This is a genomic window from Luteimonas sp. KH_071, assembly GCF_057838005.1.
This window is the reverse complement of the sequence record NZ_CM174458.1, coordinates 1486929-1510040: the sequence shown is the minus strand read 5'-3', so window position 1 is coordinate 1510040 and position 23112 is coordinate 1486929. Positions and strand designations below refer to the sequence as shown.

The 23112-nt window shown below is 68.7% G+C and carries 23 protein-coding genes and 1 tRNA gene; 17 read left to right on the top strand and 7 right to left on the bottom strand.

The window, feature by feature from the left end; translation table 11 throughout:
• Window positions 1-37 precede the first annotated feature (37 nt).
• From AC3IRM_RS07150 to efpL, 3 genes are read left to right on the top strand one after another with little or no spacing between them, the layout of a single operon-like run.
• Window positions 38-808: an SDR family oxidoreductase gene (locus AC3IRM_RS07150; protein ID WP_489205509.1), complete on the top strand. Its 771-nt coding sequence runs from the start codon at window positions 38-40 to the stop codon at window positions 806-808.
• Entirely contained in the window at window positions 808-1389 is a 582-nt protein-coding gene (locus AC3IRM_RS07145; RefSeq protein WP_489205508.1) for a retropepsin-like aspartic protease, read from the top strand. The genes AC3IRM_RS07150 and AC3IRM_RS07145 overlap by 1 nt, the downstream gene beginning before the upstream one ends.
• Window positions 1386-1952: an elongation factor P-like protein EfpL gene (gene efpL / locus AC3IRM_RS07140; protein ID WP_489205507.1), complete on the top strand. Its 567-nt coding sequence runs from the start codon at window positions 1386-1388 to the stop codon at window positions 1950-1952. Before AC3IRM_RS07145 ends, efpL begins: the two co-directional genes overlap by 4 nt.
• A gap of 155 nt (window positions 1953-2107) precedes the next feature.
• Here the strand turns inward: efpL and AC3IRM_RS07135 are convergent, their stop codons facing one another.
• The 3 genes from AC3IRM_RS07135 to AC3IRM_RS07125 form a co-directional block, all read right to left on the bottom strand.
• A complete protein-coding gene (locus AC3IRM_RS07135) occupies window positions 2108-3922 on the bottom strand; it encodes a DUF7844 domain-containing protein (protein WP_489205506.1) in 1815 nt (604 codons plus the stop codon).
• Window positions 3919-4218, bottom strand: coding sequence for a DUF2388 domain-containing protein (locus AC3IRM_RS07130; protein ID WP_489205866.1), 300 nt, complete (start codon window positions 4216-4218; stop codon window positions 3919-3921). The genes AC3IRM_RS07135 and AC3IRM_RS07130 overlap by 4 nt, the downstream gene beginning before the upstream one ends.
• Window positions 4219-4294: 76 nt before the next feature.
• Window positions 4295-5680: an FAD-binding oxidoreductase gene (locus AC3IRM_RS07125; protein ID WP_489205505.1), complete on the bottom strand. Its 1386-nt coding sequence runs from the start codon at window positions 5678-5680 to the stop codon at window positions 4295-4297.
• A gap of 132 nt (window positions 5681-5812) precedes the next feature.
• On the opposite strand from AC3IRM_RS07125, the gene serA reads away from it, so the two are divergent.
• Complete coding sequence (gene serA, locus AC3IRM_RS07120; RefSeq protein WP_489205865.1) at window positions 5813-7045, top strand: phosphoglycerate dehydrogenase; 1233 nt, start codon at window positions 5813-5815, stop codon at window positions 7043-7045.
• 69 nt (window positions 7046-7114) lie between these two features.
• On the opposite strand, the gene AC3IRM_RS07115 is transcribed toward serA, so the two are convergent.
• Window positions 7115-7711, bottom strand: coding sequence for an NUDIX hydrolase (locus tag AC3IRM_RS07115; protein WP_489205504.1), 597 nt, complete (start codon window positions 7709-7711; stop codon window positions 7115-7117).
• 198 nt (window positions 7712-7909) lie between these two features.
• Here AC3IRM_RS07115 and AC3IRM_RS07110 point away from each other — a divergent pair, with 198 nt between their 5' ends.
• The 7 genes from AC3IRM_RS07110 to AC3IRM_RS07080 all read left to right on the top strand — a co-directional run bounded on the left by AC3IRM_RS07110 (window position 7910) and on the right by AC3IRM_RS07080 (window position 14263).
• On the top strand, window positions 7910-9421 hold the full coding sequence (locus AC3IRM_RS07110) for an amino acid permease (RefSeq protein ID WP_489205503.1): 1512 nt from the start codon (window positions 7910-7912) through the stop codon (window positions 9419-9421).
• Between the two features lie 94 nt (window positions 9422-9515).
• Window positions 9516-10823 carry an amino acid permease gene (locus tag AC3IRM_RS07105; protein WP_489205502.1) on the top strand — a complete coding sequence of 436 codons (1308 nt, stop codon included), beginning with the start codon at window positions 9516-9518 and terminating at the stop codon, window positions 10821-10823.
• Window positions 10820-11065, top strand: a complete 246-nt coding sequence (locus tag AC3IRM_RS07100; protein WP_489205501.1) for a hypothetical protein — start codon at window positions 10820-10822, stop codon at window positions 11063-11065. The genes AC3IRM_RS07105 and AC3IRM_RS07100 overlap by 4 nt, the downstream gene beginning before the upstream one ends.
• A 29-nt stretch (window positions 11066-11094) precedes the next feature.
• A complete protein-coding gene (locus tag AC3IRM_RS07095; RefSeq protein WP_489205500.1) occupies window positions 11095-11742 on the top strand; it encodes a methylthioribulose 1-phosphate dehydratase in 648 nt (215 codons plus the stop codon).
• 110 nt (window positions 11743-11852) lie between these two features.
• Window positions 11853-12407 (top strand): 1,2-dihydroxy-3-keto-5-methylthiopentene dioxygenase, encoded by a 555-nt coding sequence (locus AC3IRM_RS07090; protein ID WP_489205499.1) that lies wholly within the window; start codon window positions 11853-11855, stop codon window positions 12405-12407.
• Between the two features lie 271 nt (window positions 12408-12678).
• Window positions 12679-13368, top strand: a complete 690-nt coding sequence (gene mtnC / locus AC3IRM_RS07085; protein ID WP_489205498.1) for an acireductone synthase — start codon at window positions 12679-12681, stop codon at window positions 13366-13368.
• 40 nt (window positions 13369-13408) lie between these two features.
• Window positions 13409-14263 (top strand): C13 family peptidase, encoded by an 855-nt coding sequence (locus AC3IRM_RS07080; protein WP_489205497.1) that lies wholly within the window; start codon window positions 13409-13411, stop codon window positions 14261-14263.
• Between the two features lie 348 nt (window positions 14264-14611).
• Here the strand turns inward: AC3IRM_RS07080 and AC3IRM_RS07075 are convergent, their stop codons facing one another.
• The 3 genes from AC3IRM_RS07075 to AC3IRM_RS07065 are packed head-to-tail and all read right to left on the bottom strand — an operon-like array spanning window position 14612 to window position 16752.
• On the bottom strand, window positions 14612-15058 hold the full coding sequence (locus AC3IRM_RS07075) for a YdeI/OmpD-associated family protein (protein WP_489205496.1): 447 nt from the start codon (window positions 15056-15058) through the stop codon (window positions 14612-14614).
• Window positions 15059-15196: a hypothetical protein gene (locus tag AC3IRM_RS07070; protein ID WP_489205495.1), complete on the bottom strand. Its 138-nt coding sequence runs from the start codon at window positions 15194-15196 to the stop codon at window positions 15059-15061.
• Complete coding sequence (locus AC3IRM_RS07065) at window positions 15193-16752, bottom strand: calcineurin-like phosphoesterase C-terminal domain-containing protein (RefSeq protein ID WP_489205494.1); 1560 nt, start codon at window positions 16750-16752, stop codon at window positions 15193-15195. The genes AC3IRM_RS07070 and AC3IRM_RS07065 overlap by 4 nt, the downstream gene beginning before the upstream one ends.
• Window positions 16753-16907: 155 nt before the next feature.
• On the opposite strand from AC3IRM_RS07065, the gene AC3IRM_RS07060 reads away from it, so the two are divergent.
• The 6 genes from AC3IRM_RS07060 to murB all read left to right on the top strand — a co-directional run bounded on the left by AC3IRM_RS07060 (window position 16908) and on the right by murB (window position 23104).
• Window positions 16908-18725 (top strand): sensor domain-containing diguanylate cyclase, encoded by a 1818-nt coding sequence (locus AC3IRM_RS07060; RefSeq protein ID WP_489205493.1) that lies wholly within the window; start codon window positions 16908-16910, stop codon window positions 18723-18725.
• 76 nt (window positions 18726-18801) lie between these two features.
• Window positions 18802-18878, top strand: a tRNA-Arg gene (locus tag AC3IRM_RS07055).
• A gap of 103 nt (window positions 18879-18981) precedes the next feature.
• Window positions 18982-20517 (top strand): L-piperidine-6-carboxylate dehydrogenase, encoded by a 1536-nt coding sequence (amaB, locus tag AC3IRM_RS07050; protein ID WP_489205492.1) that lies wholly within the window; start codon window positions 18982-18984, stop codon window positions 20515-20517.
• A 204-nt stretch (window positions 20518-20721) separates the two neighbouring features.
• Window positions 20722-21012 (top strand): DUF4190 domain-containing protein, encoded by a 291-nt coding sequence (locus tag AC3IRM_RS07045; RefSeq protein WP_489205491.1) that lies wholly within the window; start codon window positions 20722-20724, stop codon window positions 21010-21012.
• Window positions 21012-22064: a quinone-dependent dihydroorotate dehydrogenase gene (locus AC3IRM_RS07040; protein WP_489205490.1), complete on the top strand. Its 1053-nt coding sequence runs from the start codon at window positions 21012-21014 to the stop codon at window positions 22062-22064. The genes AC3IRM_RS07045 and AC3IRM_RS07040 overlap by 1 nt, the downstream gene beginning before the upstream one ends.
• Before the next feature lie 8 nt (window positions 22065-22072).
• Window positions 22073-23104, top strand: a complete 1032-nt coding sequence (gene murB, locus AC3IRM_RS07035; protein ID WP_489205489.1) for a UDP-N-acetylmuramate dehydrogenase — start codon at window positions 22073-22075, stop codon at window positions 23102-23104.
• Window positions 23105-23112: the final 8 nt, after the last annotated feature.

The following is a 23112-nucleotide window of genomic DNA, read 5'->3' as shown; positions in this document are numbered from 1 at the left end:
CGGTTAAACTGCGGGTTTTCCGTTCAAGGATCCGCACATGACGCCTGATTCCGTCCGCGCCCTCGTCACCGGTGGCGTCTCCGGCCTCGGCCTCGCCGTGGCCCGTCACCTCGTCGCCGGCGGCGGCAAGGTCGTGCTGTTCGACGTCAACGACGACAAGGGCGCCGAAGCGGTCGCCGCGCTCGGCGACGCCAATGCGCGCTACCTGCGCACCGATGTCACCGACGAAGCCGGCGTGGCCGAGAACGTCGACGCGGCGCGTGAGTTCCTGGGCGGACTCAACGTGGCGGTGAACTGCGCCGGCATTCTCGGCGCCGGCCGCGTGCTGGGCCGCGAAGCGCCGATGCCGTTGGATACCTTCAGCCGCACCGTCATGGTGAATCTCGTCGGCAGCTTCAATGTGGCCAAGGCCGCGGCCGCCGTCATGCAGCGCAACGATGCGGGCGAAGACGGCGAGCGTGGCGTGATCGTCAATACGGCGTCGGTAGCCGCGTACGAAGGCCAGATCGGCCAGGCCGCGTACTCGGCGTCCAAGGGTGGCGTGGTCGCCATGACCCTGCCGATGGCGCGCGAGCTCTCGCGCTTCGGCATCCGCGTCAACACGATCGCGCCGGGCATCTTCTGGACGCCGATGGTCGACGGCATGCCGGACGAGGTGCAGCAGTCGCTGTCGGCCTCGATCCCGTTCCCGTCGCGTCTGGGACGTCCCGAGGAATTCGCCGATCTCGTCGCCTACATCGTCGGCAGTCGCTACCTCAACGGCGAGACCATCCGCCTCGACGGTGCGGTGCGTCTCGCACCGAAGTGATGCGGCGCGTCGTTCCGACATCGGCGATCGCATGTGGACTGGCTGCGCTGCTGTGCAGCCTGCCGGTGGCCGCGCGCGAGGCGGCGCCGACGGCGCTCGCCGCCGCGCTGACGCCGGCGGGCTACACCGCGGTGCCGATGAAACGTCACGGCGATGCGCACCTGACCGTCGACGTGCGCATCAACGGCGTGGCCGGCACCTTCATTCTCGACACCGGCGCGGGCCGCACGGTCATCGACCGCGCGGCGCAGTCCCGGTTCGACGAGGGCCGTGACGTGGTGGCCGGCGGCCGGGCGACAGGCGCCGGCGGCACGGGCATGGCGATCGGTGCCCTGCCCGGCAACCGCCTGCACATCGGCGGCTACCGCGACGACGCGTTCACCGTGCATTTCCTCGCGCTGGACCACGTCAACGCGGCGTTTTCGCAGCGTGGCGAAGCGCCGGTCGACGGTGTGATCGGCGCCGACATCCTCGAACGCGGCGGCGCCGTGATCGACTATCCCAACCTGCGGCTCTACCTCCGCACTCCGGCTGCCGCGGACGCGGCGGCGTCCCCTCCATCCAGCAGCGAACAAAGATGAAAGCCTACGACGTCAAGAAAGGAAACGTGATCGAACACAACGGCACCGTCTACCAGGTGCGTGATATCGAGCGCAGCGCGCCGCAGGGTCGCGGCGGCGGACTCAAGATGCGTTTCACGCTCTACAGCGTGCCGGGCGGCAACAAGTTCGACCTCAACATCGGCGGCGACGACGATCTGAAGGAAGTCGAACTGCAGCGCCGGCAGGCGACGTTCTCGTACAAGGACGGCGAGGCGTTCGTGTTCATGGATGACGAGGATTACACGCCCTACACGCTCGACGCCGACGTTGTGGGCGAAGCCAGCGGCTACATCACCGATGCGTTGTCGGGCTGCTACGTGCAGATCATCGACGAACAACCGGTCGGATTGCAGCTGCCGCCGAGCGTGGTGCTGGAAGTGATCGAGACGCCGCCCGAACTGAAGGGCGGAACCGCGACCAAGCGTCCGAAACCGGCAAAGCTCAACACCGGCATCGAAATCCAGGTCCCGGAATACATCACCAACGGCGAGCGGATTCTGGTCAGCACCAGTACCGGCGAATTCGGCGGTCGCGCGGACTGAGCGTGCCGTGGTGGCGCGCTGCAGAGGCAGCGCGCCGTTGTTCTGCAGACCAACGCGCGTGCATGTGGCTGTCTGCGACCGCGACCCAAGTCCGCAAACGGCAGGACGCACCTTCGCAGGATGGGTCGGGCGCAGCGACACCCATCACCGATCACTCAGTCCAACTGCAGCCCGCCCGCCTCTCGATGCAGCGCGCGCAGCCGCGCACCAAGCGCATCCACGTTCCCGACCAGCGCCGCGATTCGCGCCTGTGCCTCGGGCGCCAGCGCCGCGCGCGCTTCATCCTCCAGCTGCCCACGCAGTCCACGCAGTCCTTGCGCGCGCGCGTCCAGGTCGCCCTGCAGCCACGCGCGTTCCGCCGCCTGCGGCAAACCGTATCCGACCGTCAGCAACTGCGCCGGCCGACTGAGACCGTCGCCAGCCGCCAGTAACGCACGCAGGGTTGCGACCGCCGGCGCCGCACCAGCCGCGTGCCGTGGATCGAGCAGCTGGCGCTTCAGCACATCGCGCAGCCGCAACTCTTCCCGCCGCCGCGCCGCATGCTCGAGCACCAGCAGCGCCGCGCCATCGCGCAGCTGCGCGTCGGCGAGCCACGGCGCGCGCGCATCCGGCGGCAGATCCAGCCAGTCGTCGACCCGCGCGACCGGCAACGGCTGCACCGCGCGGGCGACGTCCAGCAATGCCTGGTACTCCGCGTCGGCGGACGGAAAGTAGTAGCCGCCGCGTACCGCGTCCTCGCGATCGAGTACCGTCGGATCCGCATCGCCACTGCGCACGAGTTTCCGCAACAATCCGGTCGGCGTGATGCTGCGCAACCGCGCATCGGCCAGGCGCGGCACGCCGGTCTGCAGCAGCTTCCAGGTCTCGACCGCGCAGTTGTTGCCGACGAAGTAGTAGCGGCCGTCGTAGCTCCAGTGCAGGTTCGCGGCCTGCGTCAGCAGCGAGGCGATCTCGCCGTTCGACAGCTGCAGCGGAATCGACTGCAGGCCGCGCAGTTCGATCCGCGTGTACTCATCGATCACCTGGTCGAGCGGCAGCACGAACAGGCGCGAGGGATAGCGCCCGGTCAGCCCGCGCAGGCTGGAGATCTGCACGTCGTCGACGAAGGCGCGGAACGACAGCACGCGGTGATGGGCGAGATCGAAACGGCAATCCGGTCCGGGCGCACGACCGGGCGCGCAGATCACCAGCCGCAGCATGCTGTGGCCCCAGCGGCTCATCGGCCGTGCATTGCCTTCGGCCAGCAGGTAATCGACGGCGTAGACGCGCGCCGGATCCAGCGCGCGCAGTGGCGCGGTTTCGGCAGCCGGTTCGGCCTCCACGAAAGGAAGATCCGGCGCGCAGGGCGTGTGTGGCGGGGCCCAGTCGAAGTGCGCCGCGAAGTAGGCGTGCAGCGCCGGCCGGCGACAGGCGTATTCGGCGTCGAGCAGGAAATATTCGAGATTGACCGCGACGAACTCGGCGGGCGACGCGCGCTCGTAGGCATCGGGGCTGCGGTCGCGCATCGCGTTGTCACGCACACGCATGCCGAAACGCAGCGGACGTTGCGGCCAGCCGGCGAGATCGCGCAGTCGCGGATCGCGTGACAGATGGCCATGCGGCGAACGGTCGTAACGATGCGCGAACTCGTGCAACAGCGCGACCTGCAGGGACTGCACCGACGCGTCGTCGGCCAGCAACGCGCGACGCAAGCGCAGATGCGCGCCGAACGTCCGGCCGTGCACATCGTCGGGCAGATCATCGCGCCAGTCGATGACCACATCGAGTCCAGACGCATCACGCCACGCGGATGGCAGACGCGCCAGTACGGCGGAGATCGCGGCATCGGCACGCGCCGACTCGGCGGATGTCAGCGGCGCGCCATCCGCCCGTTGTGCAACGGACCAACCGGCTGCCGACGCGACCGGCGCCAGCAACACGGCGGCAAGACACAGGGCAGCGCGCAGATGCAGGCGCGCCTGCGGGATCAACGCGCCAGGATCGCCTGGGCGAGTGCGAGATCGGACGCGTCACGCGCCGCGCTCTGCGTTTCGCGCAGATGACGCAACGCCGCCTCCAGTCGTGCGCCGCGGATGCGACCGTCGCTGGCGACGAAGCCCGCGGCATCTTCGCGCGCCTGCAGCACCACCTTGTCGTCGCCGGACGTGCTGCCCGAAGAAGCCGACGAGCCGCCGGACGACGCGCCCGCGCTGGTGCCGGCGAAACTGCCGGCGAACGCCGACGCGGACAGACCGCTCAGCAGGAGAACGAGTGCGGTACGGACCATCATGCGGGGATCTCCGGAACGGGAACGGCAGCCGACACTCTAGCGTCGACGTGTTGCAGCGGGCTGAACCGGGCGCTCAATCGAACAACTTGCCGGGGTTGAGGATGCCGGCCGGATCCAGCGCATGACGGATGCCGCGCATCACCGCGATCTCCGCCGGGCTGCGGGTCGACCCCAGATACGGCTTCTTGACCAGGCCGATCCCGTGCTCGGCGGAGATACTGCCGCCGTGCTCGGCCAGCGTCGCCGCCAGCAGCTTGGTGACGCGGTCGCATTCGACGACGAAGTCGTCGTTGTCCATGTCGGCCGGCTTGAGCACATTGATGTGCAGGTTGCCGTCGCCAATATGGCCGAACCAGACCACGTCGAACTGCGGATACTCGGCTGCCAGCAGCGCCTGCGTGCGTGCAAGAAAGGCCGGCATCGCCGAGATCCGCACCGACACGTCGTTCTTGTATGGCACGTGCGGGGCGAGGCTTTCGGTGATGCCCTCGCGCAGGCGCCACAACGCCGCGGCCTGGGTGTCGCCATGGCTGATCACGCCGTCCTCGACCCAGCCCTGCTCCATGCAGTATTCGAACGCCGACAGCACCTGCAACTCGCCGGCCTCGCCTTCGCAGGCGAACTCGGCGACGACGTAATACGGATACACCGCCTCGAACGGCGGCTGCGCGCCGTGCGCGACCACGTGGTGCAGCGCGCGATCGGTGAAGAACTCGAACGCCTCCAGCGGCAGGCGCGCACGCAGCGCCTGGAAGACTTCCATCAGCACCTCGAACGACGGCAGCGCGAGCAGCATGACCCGCGTCTCCGGCGGCGGCGCGGCCAGGCGCAGCGTCGCCTCGACGATGACGCCGAGCGTGCCTTCCGATGCGACCACCAGATGCCGCAGGTCGTAGCCGCTGGAATTCTTGACCAGGCCGCGATTGAGATCGAGCAGCTCGCCGGTCGCGGTCACCAGCTTGACGCCGGCCACCCACTCGCGCGTGTTGCCGTAGCGCACCACGCGGATGCCCCCGGCATTGGTCGCGATGTTGCCGCCGATCGAACACGAACCGCGCGCGGCGAAATCCACGGGGTACTGCAGATCGTGCGAACGCGCCGCGTCCTGCACCGCTTCCAGCGCGATGCCGGCCTCGACCGTCAGCAGGCGGTCGGCGGGCTCGAAACCGAGCACCTTGTGCATGCGCTGCAGGCTCAGCACCAGTTCGCCGTTTGCCGCGACCGCGCCGCCCGACAGTCCGGTACGACCGCCCGACGGCACCACAGCCACGCCTTCTGCGTGCGCCCAGCGCATCGTCGCCTGCACCTCGTCGATGCTGGCCGGCAACGCGATCGCCAGCGGCGCCGGTGTCCAGCGGCGGGTCCAGTCGACGCCGTAATGCGCGAGGTCCGCAGGCTCGGTCAGCAGCCGCAATGTGGGCACGGCGGCCTGGAGGCTGGAGATGCGGGAATCGGACATCGTCGGGGCGCCGGTCAAACGGGACGCCAGCGTGCCAGCGCGCTCCGGGTGCGTCCAGCGCTGCGGCGCAACACACCCGGTGGGATTCTGGCACCATGGCCCGCGCTGTCCCCCATGCGCGAATCCCACTCGATGAAGACCTCGTTTCCCCGGCAGGACATCCGCGTTCTGCTGCTCGAAGGCGTCAGCCAGAGCGCCGTCGACACCTTCCATGCCGCCGGCTATTCGCAGGTCGAGGTCTACCCCAAGTCGCTGCCCGAAGACCAGCTGCGGGCGAAGATCGCCGACGCGCACATCATCGGCATCCGCTCGCGTACGCACCTGAGCGCCGAGGTGCTGGCGGATGCGCGCCGGCTGATGGCGATCGGCTGTTTCTGCATCGGCACCAACCAGGTCGATGTCGAGGCGGCGGAGCTGGCCGGCATCCCGGTCTTCAACGCGCCCTACTCGAACACGCGCTCGGTGGCCGAACTCGTCGTCGCCGAGGCGATCATGCTGCTGCGCGGGATTCCGCAGAAGAATGCCGAATGCCACCGCGGCGGCTGGAGCAAGTCCGCGCTCGGCAGCCACGAGGCGCGCGGCAAGACGCTGGGCATCGTCGGCTACGGCCATATCGGCACCCAGGTCGGCGTGCTCGCCGAATCGCTCGGCATGCAGGTGCTCTTCCACGACATCGAAGCCAAGCTCTCGCTCGGCAATGCGCGCAGCGCGACGAGTCTGGATGATCTGCTCGCGCGCAGCGACGTGGTGACCCTGCACGTGCCGGAGACGCCGTCGACGAAGCTGATGTTCGGCGCGCCCGAAATCGCCGCGATGAAACCCGGCGCGCACCTGATCAATGCCTCGCGCGGCACCGTCGTCGACATCGACGCGCTCGATGCCGCCCTGCGCAGCGGCCAGGTCGGCGGCGCCGCGATCGACGTGTTCCCGGTCGAGCCCAAGGGCAACGACGATGCATTCGAATCACCGCTGCTCGGCCACGACAACGTGCTGCTGACCCCGCACGTCGGCGGCAGCACGCTCGAGGCGCAGGACAACATCGGCATCGAAGTCGCGGCGAAGCTCGTGCGCTACAGCGACAACGGCAGCACGCTGTCGGCGGTCAACTTCCCCGAGGTCACGTTGCCCGAACACATCGGCAGCCATCGCCTGCTGCATCTGCACCGCAACGTGCCGGGCGTGCTGTCGAAGATCAACGAGGTGTTCTCGCGCGAGGCGATCAACATCGACGGCCAGTACCTGCGCACGAACGCGAACATCGGCTACGTGGTCATCGACGTCTCCGCAACCGAAGCGCAGGCCGCGCATCTGCGCAGCGAACTGTCGAAGATCGACGGGACGATGCGGACGCGGGTGCTCTACTAGCGGGGATTCGGGATTGGGGCGGCGGGGTTGGAACGGCGCCAGCGCGCGCTCCGGCTCCGCTTCCACGAACTACGGATTGCGGCGCTCGAGCCATCTGAGCGCCATGCGGCGCAGCGAGGCATCGTAGGCCGCATCCTCGGCGACGTCGGCCACTGGCATCCACGCCAGCGCGTGCGATTCCTCGCTGACGGCGAAGGTCTCATTGCGTCCCGCGCGCACCACGTAACGCACGTCGTAGTGCCAGTGCCCGGGCACGCCCTTGTGCTCGGGAATCCAGTGCCGGTCGAGATCGAAGATGCCCGCCTGCACGGTCACATCGAGCAGCCCGGTCTCCTCTTCCGTCTCGCGCAGCGCCACGCGCGCAAGATCGCGATCGCCGTCGGCGTGTCCGCCCGGCTGCAGCCACATGCCCAGCTTGCGGTGATGGGTCAGCAGCGTGCGCATGCCGTCGCCGCTGACCACCAGTGCCGACGCGGTGAAATGACCGGCCAGGCGCGCGCGCTCGAACGGGTCTTCGGCGTCGCCGAGCAGATCGATGAATTCACTGGCAAGCGCTTGTTGGATCGGATGCCGCTCGCCGAAATCGGCGAAGGCGTCCGCCAGTCTCTGCACTGCGGTGGGGACAGTGGCTGGGCGGTCGGAATCGGGCGCGGACGGATGCGACATCGGCGGATTTGCTGCAGAGCGGCGTGACGGGAGGCGCAGCATCGGCGTTCCCGTGCGTGCACACAAGCGGCGTTTGCGTTGCTTGTGCCGGAACGCAGCGTTTGGCATGGTACGGCGATTGCCGCGTGGCCGCGGGGGATTCGACGGCACGTCCGTCAGCTTCCGCGGACCGCACCGAATGACCAACCGGGGACACCGATGTTCAAGAACCTGATGATTACCAAGCCGATCGCGGCGCAGCCGCATGTCGACGCGGGCGAGCCCGTCGAAGGCAGCCTCGGCGGCGAAGTCGGCTTCAAGCGGACACTCACCGCCAAGCATCTCGTGATGCTGGGGCTCGGCGCGGTCATCGGTGCAGGCATCTTCGTCATCACCGGTACCGCGGCGGCGAACCACGCCGGCCCGGCAATCATGTTGAGCTTCGTCATCGCCGGCTTCGCCTGCGCAATGGCAGGTCTGTGCTACGCGGAATTCGCGGCGATGATCCCGGCCTCGGGCAGCGCCTACAGCTACACCTACGCGACGCTCGGCGAGGCACTGGCCTGGTTCGTCGGCTGGAGTCTGGTGCTCGAATACCTGTTCGCGGCGTCGACCGTCGCGGTGGGCTGGTCGGGCTACACGGTGAGCTTCCTCGACAGCCTCGGCGTGCATCTGCCCGCGGCGCTGACCCAGGCACCCATCAACTTCTGTACGCATGAAGCCGCTCTGGCCGGCGCGTGCGAGTTCGGCAAGTTCGTCACCACCGGCGCGCTGTTCAATCTGCCGGCGGTGCTGATCATCGGCGCGGTCGGCGTGCTGTGCTACGTGGGCATCACCCAGTCGGCGACCGCCAACGCGATCATCGTGTCGATCAAGGTGCTGGTGATCCTGCTGCTGCTGGGCTTCGGCGCGCAGTACGTCGACACCCAGAACTGGCTGCCGTTCGTGCCGGAAAACCAGGGCGGCGACCGCTTCGGCTGGGAAGGCGTGCTCCGCGGCGCGTCGATCGTGTTCTTCGCCTACATCGGTTTCGATGCGGTCTCGACCGCAGCGCAGGAGGTCAAGAATCCGCAGCGCGACATGCCGATCGGCATCCTCGGCTCGCTGGCGCTGTGCACGCTGATCTACATCGCGGTGTCCGCGGTGCTGACCGGCATGGTGCCGTACACGGTGCTCGGCACGGCGAAGCCGGTTGCGACCGCGCTCGAGGCGTATCCCAGCCTGCTGTGGCTCAAGACACTGGTCGAGATCGGCGCGATCGCCGGCCTCACGACGGTGATCCTGGTGATGCTGATGGGCCAGCCGCGCATCTTCTTCTCGATGGCGCAGGACGGCCTGCTGCCGCGTTTCTTCGGCGCGATCCACGCGCGTTTCCGCACACCCCACAAGGGCACGGTGGTGGTCGCGCTGGTAGCGGCGGTCATGGCGGCGTTCCTGCCGATCCAGCTGCTCGGCGACGTGGTGTCGATGGGCACCCTGGTCGCGTTCGCCACCGTGTGCCTCGGCGTGATGGTCCTGCGCCGCACCCAGCCGAACCTGCATCGCCCGTTCCGCGTGCCGGCCGTGTTCCTGGTGGGCACGCTCGGCGTGCTGGCTTGCCTGGGTCTGGTCGCGACGATGCCGCTGCTGAACTGGATGGTGCTGCTGGTGTGGACGATCATCGGCTTCACGATCTATTTCCTCTACGGCTACAAGCACAGCCGCCTCCGGCAGCAGCTGCCGCCGCGCTGACCCGCTCCAACCGCACGGCCCGCCCAAAGCGGGCCGTGTGTCCTTGAGCCCCACGACCAGCGGCCGTTCGCGCCGCCACCACGCGGATCGCACGATGTCCACGACTGCCACGGCCAAGAAGATCGGCCCCGTGCTGGCGACCTTCATGGTCGCCAACAACATGATCGGCTCGGGTTTCTTCCTGCTGCCGGCCACGCTCGCGCGCTCGGGCGCGGTCACTGTCTTCTCGTGGCTGATCGGCACCCTGCTGGCGGTCGCGCTGGGCGGCGCGTTCGCCCGCCTCGCGCGCCAGTATCCGGATCTCACCTCGCCGGACGACTACATCCGCCCGAGCCTCGGCCGCGACATGGGGTTTCTCGCGACCACGGCCTACTGGCTGTCGTCCTGGGTCGGCAACAACGCGATCGCGGTGGCGGCCGTCGGCTATCTGGTGATCCTGCTGCCGGTGGGCGACAGTTCCGGCGTACAGCTCGCCGGTCAGGTGCTGCTGATCTGGTCGATGTTCGCGTTGAACCTGCTGGGCCCGCGCAACATCGCGCGTTTCCAGTCGTTCTGCGTGGTCTTCGGCCTGCTGCCGGTCGCGGCGATCCTGATCGCCGGTTGGGCGTATTTCGATCCCGACATCTACCGCGCCGGCTGGAACGTCAGCGGGCAGTCCGATGCGGCGGTGGCGATCGGTTCGCTGGCGACCGTGTTCTGGGCCTTCATCGGCCTGGAGACCGGCGCGATGGTCGCCGGCGTGGTGCGCAATCCCGAGCGCAACGTGCCGATCGCGACGCTCGGCGGCATCCTGCTCGCCGGCGTGGTCTACATGGTGTCCTCGGTGCTGATGATGGGCATCGTGCCGGTCGAACAGCTGGCGACCTCCAGCGCCCCGTTCGCACTCGTCGCCGGGCAGATGTTCGGTGTGTGGGCGATCCCGGTCATCGCCGCGGCCGCCGCGCTCAAGGCCACCGGCACGCTGGGCGGCTGGATGCTGGTCACCGGTGAATCCGGCGCGCGCGCCGCGCAGCGCGGCTTCCTGCCGGCGATCTTCGGGCGCCTGCTGAAGAACGGCGCCGCCGGGCCGGGCCTGCTGATCGTCGTGATCTCGATGACGCTGATCGCCTTCACCACGGTGTCGGACACGGTGGGCAGCCAGTTCGAGACCATCATCAACATGGCGGTGACCCTGGTGGTCATGGCGTATGCCGCGGCCGGCCTGAGCCTGCTGCTGGGCAACCGCGCGCATCCGGCCGGTCGACGCGAACGCCTGCTCGGCATGGGCGCGCTGATCGCCTGCGGCCTGCTGGTGTGGTCGACGCCGATCGACACGCTGGTCGGCGCGGCGATCATCGCGCTGCTGGCACTGGCCGCGTTCCGCGGCTTCTCGCGACGTCGCAACGACGCAACGCCGCGATGAGCCGCGAAGAGGCGTACTGGTTTCCCGCAAAGACGCTCGGCTACGGCTGGGGGCTGCCGCGGCGCTGGCAGGGCTGGGTGGTGCTGGCCGTCTACCTCGGCGCGATCGCGCTCATTGCGTGGCGGTTTCCGCCGTCGGTGCACCCCGCCGCGTTCGGTCTCTGCGTGTTCGTCGCGACCGCGCTGCTGGTCGCGGTCTGCGCCCTGAAGGGCGAACCGCCGCGCTGGCGCTGGACACGCTGACGCAGCCGCCTGCACGTTAGAATCGCGGCATGCCCGATACGCCCACGCCCTACGACATCCACCGCCTGCGCGAGCTCGCCGGCGAGCTGATCGTCAATATCCGCGAACTCGCCCAGTCCGGGTGGACGCCTGCCACCAGCAGCAATTTCTCGCGCCGCCTCGACGACCGCCATGCCGCGATCACCGTGTCGGGCCGCGACAAGGGCAAGCTGAAGGAAGCCGACATCATGGTCGTCGACTTCGACGGCGCCGCCGTCGGCAGCGACCACCGCCCCTCGGCCGAGACCCTGTTGCACACCCAGCTGTATCGCCGGTTCCCGGAGATCGGCTGCATCCTGCACACGCATTCGCCGACCCAGACCATCGCCTCGCGCCTGTTCGCCGCCGAGGGCCATGTGCGCCTCGAAGGTTACGAACTGCTGAAGGCGTTCGCCGGCAACCGCACGCACGAGATGGCGGTCGACGTGCCGGTGCTGCCCAACAGTCAGGACATGCAGGTGCTGTCGGCGCAGGTCGAAGCGCTGCTCGACGCCGGCCCGATGTGGGGCTATCTGATCGACGGCCACGGCCTCTACGCCTGGGGCCCCGACATGGCCGAGGCGCGCCGCCACCTGGAGGCCTTCGAGTTCCTGCTGCACTGCGAACTCGAGCTGCGCCGCCTGCGCGCGCAGCGCTGAGGCTCCACAGCATCACCAGCGGTGGAACCATGGTGTTCCGCCGCGGTCAACGTTGCGGACATGCGGCTTTGCTAGGCTGGATGGCCCCGCACGCGCCGAGCCAGACCGCCATGAGCCGCCTCCGCATTTTCGATGCCACCGCCCCCGACACGCCGCTGTTCGACAGCCGCGACGGCGACGCGATCGCCCGCGAACTGCAGGCGATCGGCGTCACCTTCGAACGCTGGCAGGCTGCCCAGCCGGTGGGCGCAGGTGCGTCGCAGGACGAGGTGATCGCCGCCTACAAGGCCGACATCGACCGCATCAGCGCCGAGCGCGGATTCAAGTCCGTCGACGTGATCAGCATCGCGCCCGACAACCCGAAGCGCGAAGAGCTGCGCGCCAAGTTCCTCGACGAACACTTCCACAAGGAAGACGAAGTGCGCTTCTTCGTCGACGGCTCGGGTCTGTTCACCCTGCACGTCGACGGCAAGGTCTACGAGATCGAATGCGTCAAGGACGATCTGATCGGCGTGCCCGACGGCGTGACCCACTGGTTCGACATGGGCAGCGAACCGCGCTTCGTCGCGATCCGCTTCTTCGAGCAGCCCGACGGCTGGATCGGGCACTTCACCGGCTCCGACATCGCGCAGAAGTTTCCGCGCTACGAACCGGGTTCGCGGTGAGACTGCGTCCGGCAGCCTGAGGGCCGCCGGGTGCGTTGGCGCACGGGCGCTGCGGTCTCGTAGCCCATCTGATTTGCCTCGGAAAGCAACTTTAGAACGACGTCCCTGGATTCCCGCCTGCGCGGGAATGACGTGCTTTGAGTGATCGCGCGTTCTCCAAGGGCCGACTAGAGAAGTGCTGCCACCAGTCGTCGTGCCGAAGCGCTGTGCAAGCCAGCCCGATACCCGACGCCTTACACTTCAACGCCCGCAACCACCGGCTGACGCACGGATGATCCTGACCGACATCGAAGGCACCACCAGCAGCATCTCGTTCGTCAAGGACGTGCTGTTTCCGTATGCGCGCCGCGCCCTGCCCGGCTTCGTCGCCGCGCATCGCGACGATCCTGAAGTGCGCCGCTGGCTCGACGTGGTCGCGACCGAACACGGCGCGATCTGCGACGATGCGGTGATCGTCGAGACGCTGCAGGGCTGGATCGACGCCGACCGCAAGCACACCGCGCTCAAGGCGCTGCAGGGCATGATTTGGTCGGCCGGATACCGGGACGCCGATTTCACCGCGCACATCTATCCCGATGCCGCCGACGCGCTGCATCGCTGGCATGCGGCGGGCGAAACGCTGGCGGTGTATTCGTCGGGCTCGGTCCCGGCGCAGAAGCTCTTCTTCGGCCACAGCGATGCGGGCGATCTGACCGCGCTGGTCTCGAACTGGTTCGACACCGAAATCGGCGGCAAGCGCGAGGCCGAGAGCTACGCGCGCATCGCCGATGCACTCGATGCGGCGCCGGCCGAAATCCTGTTCCTGTCGGACGTGGTCGAGGAACTCGACGCCGCGCGCGACGCCGGCATGCGCACCGTGCTGGTCGACCGCCTCGACGACTACCCGCAGCCGCGCGATGCTGCGGCGGCGAACGGTCACGCGCGCGTGACCGCGTTCGACCAGATCGACGCGATCCGCTGACATGCGGCCGGCGTCTGGTCGGCTCCTGCTTCAACACTGGATGCAGGCGACGGCGCTGCTGTGCCTGCTCGTCTGCGCGCCGCTGCAGGCGACCGGACCGCTGGCGACGCGCGATCACGCGCTGATCGAAGCTGCCGTCGCCGCGATGCCGAACGGCACCGGCGATGCGCCAGCGCTGTACGTCGTCGGTGTTGCAGGCGATGCCGGTGAAGACGTCTTCCGCAACGAGGTACGTTTTCTCACCGAACGGGTTGCGCCGCGCTTGGGCGCAGGCGCGCGTGCACTCGCGCTGGTCAACCACGTCGACAGTCTCAAGGGCGCCGGCACGCCGCTCGCCACCCCGGCGAACCTGCGCCACGCACTGTCCGCGCTCGGTGCGCACATGGATCGCGAGCGCGACGTGCTGCTGTTGTATCTCACGATGCACGGCTCGCCCGATCACGCCCTCGGCCTGGCCTTGCCAGACGGCAGCGAAGACACGATCAAGCCCGATGCACTGCGCGCGGCGCTCGACGACTCGGGCATCGTCCACCGCGTCATCGTGATCTCGGCCTGCTACTCGGGTGGCTTCGTCCCCGCGCTCAAGGATCCCGACACGCTGGTGCTGACCGCGGCCCGTCCCGACCGGCCTTCGTTCGGTTGCGGCAGTGAGTCGACGATCACCTTCTTCGGCCACGCCTGGCTGCTGGACGGGCTCAACGCGGATCGAGATTTCGCGAACGCGCACCGCCTCGCGGCGCGCGCGATCAAGCAGCGCGAGCGCAAGCTCGGCTACGCGCGCTCGGGCCCGCAGATCGCCGCCGGCGCACGCATCGGCGAGACGTTGTCGCGCTGGCAGACCACGCTGCCGGCAGATCCTCCACCGGCGGTGTATCCGTATCCGATCGCGCCCTGATCGCACAGCGCGGCGGCGTTCGGCCACTGCCACAACGCGTTTTGCAGGAGCGCGCTCTTACACCCGGCACCATCCGCGCGGCAACGCGCTGCTGACAGTGATTCTCGTTTCGTCATCGCCCAAGGGTGCCTCGCTAGAATCGCGCTGCGACGCACGCCAGCCATCGCCAGCCAGCGACGCACACGACCCGCCCGCCAGCCTTCGCGCGCCAGCCGGTCATCTTCGAAGAACCCGCCGCGTGCGGGTTTTTTTTGTAGCCGCCATGCATGACAGCCACCCGCTGGACCGTCGCGTTGCGACGTCAGAAATCGCTCCAGACGATTTTTTCGTTGCCTGTGATCCGGCGGATCAGCTGTGCAAACGCTCGCCCCGCGCCAGCATCTCCGCCAGTGCCTGCGCCCGTCGCACGCGGCCGGCCGCGGTCTTCAGCGTCGCGACCCGGAAGCACACCGCGTAACGGTTGGCCCGGTCGAGCGCGTCGAACGCAGCCTGCGCACCGGGTGTCGCGGCGAGCGCTGCCCGCAGTTCGTCCGGTGGCGCCATCGATGCAGCGCCGGCATAGGCGGCATCCCAGCGACCGTCTGCTTTCGCCGCGTCGATCTCGCGCTGCCCGACCGGACCGATCCGCCCGGCCGCGTGCAGACGTTCGACATGCGCGACGTTGCGTGCCGACCACAGACTGCGCGCGCGCCGCGGCGTGAAGCGCTGCAGGAACCACGCGTCGTCGAAGCCGCGCTTCTGCCCGTCGATCCAGCCATGGCACAGCGCGACATCGAGCGCCTGCGCATAGGTCACCTACAGCGTCGCGTTGCCCTGCTTGGCGATCTTCAGCCACAGCCCGGCAGCACCGGCGTGCGCGCGCAACCATGCCTCCCACGCTGCCTCGTCGGCGAACGCCTGTACCGGCAAACCGTCGGGCGGCACCGCGCTCATCGCGCGGCGCCCGCGCCGTCGAAGTGATCCAGGCGATACGTCGTGCGTGCGCGCTGTTCGCCCTGCCAGGCATCGAACACCCGCACTTCGACGACGTGTTCGCCGACCTCGCGATCGGTCGGCAGCGCGCCGCGCCAAAGATGCATCGACGGCGTCGCTTCGGGCGAGCGGTCCAGTCCGCGCAGCGTCTCGGCGAGATCGTCACGCGCGTTCTCCAGCAGCAGGCGCGGATCGGCGCGCTCGACGCGACGCATCGATGCCCACGCGCCATCGCCGACACGGAACTCGACGCGCGTGTCGGGCTGACCCATGTAGACGTTGGCGTAGACGCCCCAGGCCGGATACGCGCCCTGCCGCAGCACGCGCGGCGCGTGCAGCGCCATCGCCTGCGTGGTCGCCGGATCGTCGGACGTGCGCGCCGGATGCCAGGCGAGACGGTAGGCGCCATCGGCTTCGATGTGCAGCGTCGCGAAGCCGTTCGGCGTGCCGTCGGCCATCGTCGCGTCGGGAATGCCGTCGGCATCGGGCGCACCGCTCCAGAACGCGCCGCTGACGGCGCCGACGTTGTATTCGTGCAGCGGCGTCGCGCCATGCCAGCCGGTCGCCGCGTCGTGGCGTACGTGCTGCTGGGTGTGGCGATGCCCGGTCAGCAGCAGCACGCGCGGGTGACGCTCGAGCGCGGCGAACAGGCGCGCGCGATCCGCGCTGCGCATGGTCTCGGGCGCGCCGGCAGATGCAGTGTCGAACCAGGGCACGTGCGCGGCGACCACCAGCAGGCGGTCGACCGATGCGTCGGCGAGATACGCCTCGACGAACGCGAACTGGTCCTCGCGCAGACCGCCGACATAGGCCGGTCGCGCGCCGGGCTGGTAGATCACATTGTCGAGCACCAGCACGTTCGCCTGCGGCGTTTCCCAGGCATAGGTCTCGGGGCCGTAGGCGGCACGGAACGAGGCGGTCGAGCCCTCGTCGTCACCCGCGTCGAAATCCAGATCGTGATTGCCGGGCGCGTGCAGCCAGGGCGCATCGAGGCGCGCAGTCGCGCGATCGATCAGCGGGTACAGCGCCGGATCGTCGTTGGTCACGTCGCCGAGCATCAGGCCGAGCCCGAAGGGACCGGCGCTGCGCGCGGCTTCGACCACGGCGCGGTCGTAATAGCCCACCTCGTCGGCCGTGCCGGTCTGCGGATCGGCGAACACCGCGACATCGAGCGTGCCCTCCGCTTCGCCGGCCTGCAGGGTGAACGTGCAGGCCTCGCCGCGGCTGCCAGGCTCGCGCCAGTACGCGGGATTCGCACCTTCGCGCGGCAGCGTCCAACCCGCCGGCTTGATCACGAACACCGGCGCGTCACGACCCGACAGACCCTGGTAGCGCCCCGCCGCGTCCGTTTCGACAATGCGGCGCCCGTCGGAGACGCGCACACCCGCAATGCCCGCACTGCGGCCGTCGGCCTGTGCCCCCACGACGCGACCGGTATCGCAGGCGGACGCCGCGCCGGTCGACAGCAGCATGCCGAGCGCGGCCGGTATGCAGAAACGATGGTGAATGGGGCGCATCGGTGAGACCTGGGCTGTACGGGAATCGCCCGATTATGCCGCCGCATGATTTCAGCCGGCCGGTGAGCGCCGCTTACCGCGTTGTGAGGCCATGGGCGCGGCCAGGGTGGCAGCCAGGGACTCGGGGCGAAGGGATGACGCGGATCGGCGGGACAATGCGGAGGTGGCGATGCTGGCTGGTGCTGGCCGCCCTGGGGTGCCTGTTGCCGGCATCGGCGCAGGCGCGAACCGAGATCGTGCTGTCGCCCGGCATCGCGCGCGTCGCACTGGCACCGCAACTGGGCCACCACCACGACCGTGACGATGTCGACGATCTCGACGCGATCTGGCGCCGGGTCGACGCGGCGCGCATGGCGCCCCTGCCCGATGGCGCCGACGCGTTCGGCTTCCAGCGCGGTACGTTCTGGTTCCATGCGCGCGTGGTCAACCGCGACCCGCTCGAGCCGCGCTGGATACTGGTGCAGGAATATCCGCTCAGTGACGAAGTCGATCTGCACGTGCGCTACGCGGACGGTCGCACGCTCTACTTCGCCAGCGGCGACCACCGCCCGTTTGAGTCGCGCAGCGTGCGCTACCGGCATCCGAATTTCAGCTTCGAACTGCCGGTGGGCGCGCCGGTCGATCTGCTGGTGCGCGTGCGCAGCCAGAGTTCGATGCAGGTCCCGCTGCAGCTGTACACGCCGAAGGCGTTCACCGAGGTCTCGCGCGACGCGCAGCTGGCGATCGGCCTGTACTACGGGATCATGCTGGCGCTGTTCTTCTACAACCTCGTGCTGTGGCTGTCGCTGCGCGACGCCAGCTACTTCTGGTACCTGTGCCACGTGTCCGCGTTCGGGCTGGTGCTGTTCACGCTCAACGGTCTCGGCTTCGAATACCTGTGGCCGCGCTCGTCGTGGATGGCCGATCACATGGTGCCGATCTCGATCTGCCTGGCGCTCGTGGCGATGCTGCAGTTCTCGCGCACGTTCCTCGAACTGCCCAGACGCTGGCCGCACGGCAATGTGCTGCTGCTCGCCCTGATGGCGTTCTTCGTGCTGTTCGGCATCGCATCGATCTGGCTGCCGCTGCGCGTCTCCACACCCGTCGCGTCACGCGCGGTGCTGGTGGGCGTGGTCGGCATCGTCATCGCGACGATCGTCGTGCTGCGTCGTGGCTACGCGCCTGCCTCGCTGCTGCTGCTCGCCTGGTCGATGTTCCTTCTCGGCACCGCGGCGTTCACCCTGCTGGCGTTCGGCGTGCTGCCGAAGAACTTCGCCACCGAATACGGCGTGCAGATCGGGTCGGCGCTGGAGATGCTGCTGCTGTCGATCGCGCTGGGCCATCGCTACGCCGCGCTGCGCCACGAGAACCTGCGGATCACCGCCGAGGCCAATCTGCGGCTGGAGCGCAAGGTCGCGCAGCGCACCCAGGAGGTCCGCAGCGCCCTGCTGCGGCTTGAGGATGCGCATGTACGACTGCGCGATTCGAGCCGGCGCGACGGCCTGACAGGCCTGTACAACCGCACGTGGTTCCACGAGGCATTTCGTGAGCTCGCCTCGCAGGGGAAGCAGGCCGGCACGCCGCTCGCTGTCCTGATGATCGATCTCGACCACTTCAAGTCGATCAACGACCGCCACGGCCATCTGGCCGGCGACGATTGCCTGCGCTGGGCGGCGCGCCGCATCGGCCGCATCCTGCGTCCGCACGACGCCCTGCTCGCCCGGTTCGGCGGCGAGGAATTCGTGGCCGCGATTCCGGGCTGCGATCTGTCCGCCGCCGGTGAAGTCGCCGAGGCGATCCGGCATGCGCTCGGCGACGAGCCCTGCAGCAGCGGCGACCTCCGCATCCGGGTCACGGCCAGCATCGGCGTGCATGTGCTCGATCCGGGATCGGAGCGCGGCGTCGAAGATGCCCTGGCCAGCGCAGACCGTGCGCTGTACGCCGCCAAGGCCAACGGCCGCGACTGCGTGGAGCTGTCGACCGGCGCCTGCTGACGCGTCGTCCGCGCCCCCTCCGCAGGCGCCGCGGTTTCGTGGCGCTGCGGCAGTCCGGTATCCTGTACGGCTTCACGGCCCCGTAGCTCAGCTGGATAGAGCGTCCCCCTCCTAAGGGGAAGGTCGCCCGTTCGAATCGGGCCGGGGTCACCAACCGCGACTTCCCCCTGCCGGCCCTGCGCCGCGTCGCGCCGCTTCCCACCGTACGTCCGCCGGTTTTCACATCGGCGGCGTCCGCTCACAAGGAGTTCCGTCCATGACCCATTCCGTCCTCACCGCGCTCGGCCTGTCGGCCACCGAATCGGGCACGTATCTCGGCAACGGCGAGTGGTCGACGACCCGCGACGCCGGTGTCATCGAACCCGTCAACCCGACCGACGGCGAAGTGCTCGCCCGCGTGCAGGCCAGTTCGCAGGCCGATTACGACCTGATCGTCGAGCGCGCCCAGGCGGCGTTCAAGATCTGGCGCAAGACGCCGGCGCCGCGCCGCGGCGAAGCCGTGCGCCTGTGCGCAGACGCGCTGCGCACGCACAAGGACGCGCTGGGTTCGCTGGTCGCGCTGGAGATGGGCAAGTCCAAGCCGGAAGGCGACGGCGAAGTGCAGGAGATGATCGACATCGGCGAATTCGCCGTCGGCCTGTCGCGCCAGCTCTACGGCCTGACCATGCACTCCGAGCGCCCGGGCCACCGCATGTACGAGCAGTGGCACCCGATGGGCGTGATCGGCATCATCAGCGCGTTCAATTTCCCGGTCGCGGTGTGGGCCTGGAATGCGCTGGTCGCCGCGGTCTGCGGCAACATCTCGATCTGGAAGCCGTCGCCGAAGACGCCGCTCTCCGCCATCGCGTCGATGAAGATCTGCAACGAGGCGCTGAACAAGGCCGGTTTCCCGGACATCTTCTTCCTCTTCAACGATGCCGGCAGCGATCTCGCGCAGGCCTTCGTCGACGACAAGCGCATCGCGCTGGTCAGCTTCACCGGCTCGACCCGGGTCGGCCGCCACGTCGGTGAGCGCGTCGCCAAGCGCATGGGCCGCTCGCTGCTGGAACTGGGCGGCAACAACGCGATCATCGTCGACCCCACCGCCGACCTGAAACTGGCAATCCCGGCGATCGTGTTCGGCGCCGTCGGCACCGCCGGCCAGCGCTGCACGACGACGCGCCGCCTGTTCGTGCACGAGTCGATCTACGACGACGTGCTGGGCAAGCTGAAGACCGCCTACGCCCAGGTCGAATCGAGGATCGGCGATCCGACCGATGCCGCCAACCTGATGGGCCCGCTCAACAGCCGCGACGGCGTGCAGGCGTACCTGGACGCGATCGAGAAGGCCAAGGCCAGCGGCGGCACGATCGAGAGTGGCGGCAAGGCGCTTACCGACCGCAAGGGCAACTTCGTGTTGCCGGCGCTGGTCAGCGGCCTGACCAACGATGCCGAGGTCGTGCAGACCGAGACCTTCGCGCCGATCCTCTACGTCATGAAGTACCGCGATCTGGAAGACGCGATCAACCTGCAGAACGACGTGCCGCAGGGTCTGTCGTCGTCGCTGTTCACCACCGACCTGCGCGCGTCCGAGCAGTTCCTCTCGGCCTGGGGTTCGGATTGCGGCATCGCCAACGTCAACATCGGCACCTCGGGCGCCGAGATCGGTGGCGCATTCGGCGGCGAGAAGGAAACCGGCGGTGGCCGTGAATCGGGTTCGGACGCGTGGCGCGCCTACATGCGCCGCCAGACCAACACGATCAACTACTCCGATTCCATGCCGCTCGCACAGGGCATCAAGTTCGACCTCTGAGGTCGATCCCGGACGCCGCGGATCCGGTCCGCGGCGTCTGCGCGCTTGCGCGCGACACCCTGGTGTCTGAATAATCGTGTCTTCCCCCGCTTTCCCTGGACCGCCGCCGATGGCGCCGCGACTTCCGGCCCGTTCGTCCGTCGCACTGCGCGATCGCACCGTGCGCCTGTCTGTGTCCGATGCCCCGATGCGAGGTCCACACGCATGAACACACCTGTCGCCTACCGCCAGACCAGTGCGATGGCGATCGTGAGTCTCGTCGCCGGCCTGCTCGGCTGGTCGCTGTTGCCGGTGATCGGCAGTGTCGTGGCGATCATCACCGGACATCTCGCGCGTGCCGACATCCGTCGGCGTCCCGAGGCGCTGGAAGGCGATGGCCTGGCGGTCGCGGGGCTCGTGCTGGGCTATCTGATGGTTGCGATGGCGATCATCGGACTGCTGGTCGTGTTCCTGTTCTTCGGCGGCCTGCTGGCCTTCATCGCGGCGGCGTCCTGATGTACGCGAGTGCCCGTCCGCTGCTGTTCCGGCTCGATCCCGAACGCGCGCACGGCGTCACGCTGACCGCACTGGATGCGCTGCATCGCATGGGCCTGTCGTCGCTGATCGCAACACCACCGCAGCCGCTGCCGACCGAAGCCTTCGGCCTGCAGTTTCCGAACCCGGTCGGCCTGGCCGCCGGGCTCGACAAGAACGGCGACCACATCGATGCGCTGTTCGCACTGGGCTTCGGCTTCGTCGAGATCGGCACGATCACGCCCAGGGCGCAGGACGGCAACCCGAAGCCGCGCATGTTCCGGCTGCCGCGCCACCGCGGCCTGATCAATCGCCTGGGCTTCAACAACCAGGGTGTCGATGCGCTGGTCGCCAACGTGAGCCGCGCGAAGCGCGCCGGCATCCTCGGCATCAACATCGGCAAGAACAAGGACACGCCGAACGAATCGGCGGCCGACGACTACCTGTTCTGCATGGAGCGGGTGTATCCGCTGGCCGACTACATCACCGTCAACATCTCCTCGCCCAACACCGCCGGCTTGCGCGAGCTGCAGGAAGAGCAGGCATTGCGCCGGCTGATCGGCACGCTGCGCGACGCCCAGGAGCGTCTGGCCGCGCAGCACGGCAAACGCGTGCCATTGCTGGTCAAGGTGGCACCCGATCTGAGCGACGACGACATCGAGGCTGCGGCGCGCGTGCTGTCCGATCTCCACGTCGACGGCGTGATCGCCACCAACACCACGATCTCGCGCATCAGCGTGCAGGACGACCGCCGCGCCGACGAAACCGGCGGCCTGTCGGGCGAGCCGCTGATGAACAAATCGACCACCGTGTTGCGGATGATGCGCACGCGCCTCGCCAGCGAGATTCCGATTGTCGGCGTGGGCGGCATCCTGTCCGGCGCCGATGCGGTGAAGAAGATGGCCGCCGGCGCGTCGCTGGTGCAGGTGTACTCGGGTCTGATCTATCGCGGGCCGGCACTGATCGGCGATTGCGTCGAGGCGATCCGCCGACGCCGCGAAGCGCCGAGCCGCGGCAACCTGCCCAGCCGCTGATCGCAGCGATGTCCGATTCCTTCCGTCTGCTGCAGCCGGCCGACCTGCGCCCGCGCAACACCTTCGGCGTGGCCGCGCATGCGCGCCGGTTGATCGAGGTGCTCGACGCAGCGGCGCTGCCGCAGGCACTCGCCATGCTCGACGGTGACGCGCGCCCGCTGGTCATCGGCGGCGGCAGCAACCTGCTGTTCGCGGGCGACGCGGCCGATGCACTCGCGATCGTGGATGCGCGCCGCAGCGTGGTGTCCGACGATGGCGAACAGGTCATCGTGCGCGCTGCGGCCGGTGCCGACTGGCACGGCTTCGTGCTGTGGACGCTGGCGCAGGAACTCGGCGGACTGGAGAACCTCGCGCTGATTCCGGGCACGGTCGGCGCGGCGCCGATCCAGAACATCGGCGCGTATGGCGTCGAGGTCGGCGAACACGTGGTCGCGGTCGAGGCATTCGACCAGGACGCGCGAAGCTTCGTGCGGCTCGATGCCGGGGCCTGCGGCTTCGGGTATCGCGACAGCGTCTTCAAGCAGATGCCCGATCGCTGGATCGTCACTGCGGTCGAGTTCGCGCTGCATCGCTTCGCACAGCCGGTGCTCGACTACGCCGGCCTGCGCGACGTGCTCGCCGCGCGCGGCATCACCGCGCCCCGCCCGCTCGATGTGGCCGAAGCCGTCATCGACATCCGCCGCAGCAAACTGCCGGACCCCGCGGTGATCGGCAACGCCGGGAGTTTCTTCAAGAATCCGATCGTGCCGGCCGCGCAGGCCGCGGCGCTGGTCGCCGCGCATGCAGGCATCCCGGTGTTTGCCGTCGACGAAGGTCTGCGCAAGCTGTCGGCCGCGTGGCTGATCGATCGCTGCGGCTGGAAGGGCCATCGCGATGGCGATGCCGGCGTCGCGCCCGGCCACGCCCTGGTGCTGGTGAATCACGGCAACGCGCAGGGCACCGAACTGCTGGGGCTGGCGCGGCGCATCGCCGCCTCGGTACAGATGCGTTTCGGCGTGACGCTGGAACCCGAACCGAGGATCGTCGGGGCGACGTGGTGAACGCGCGC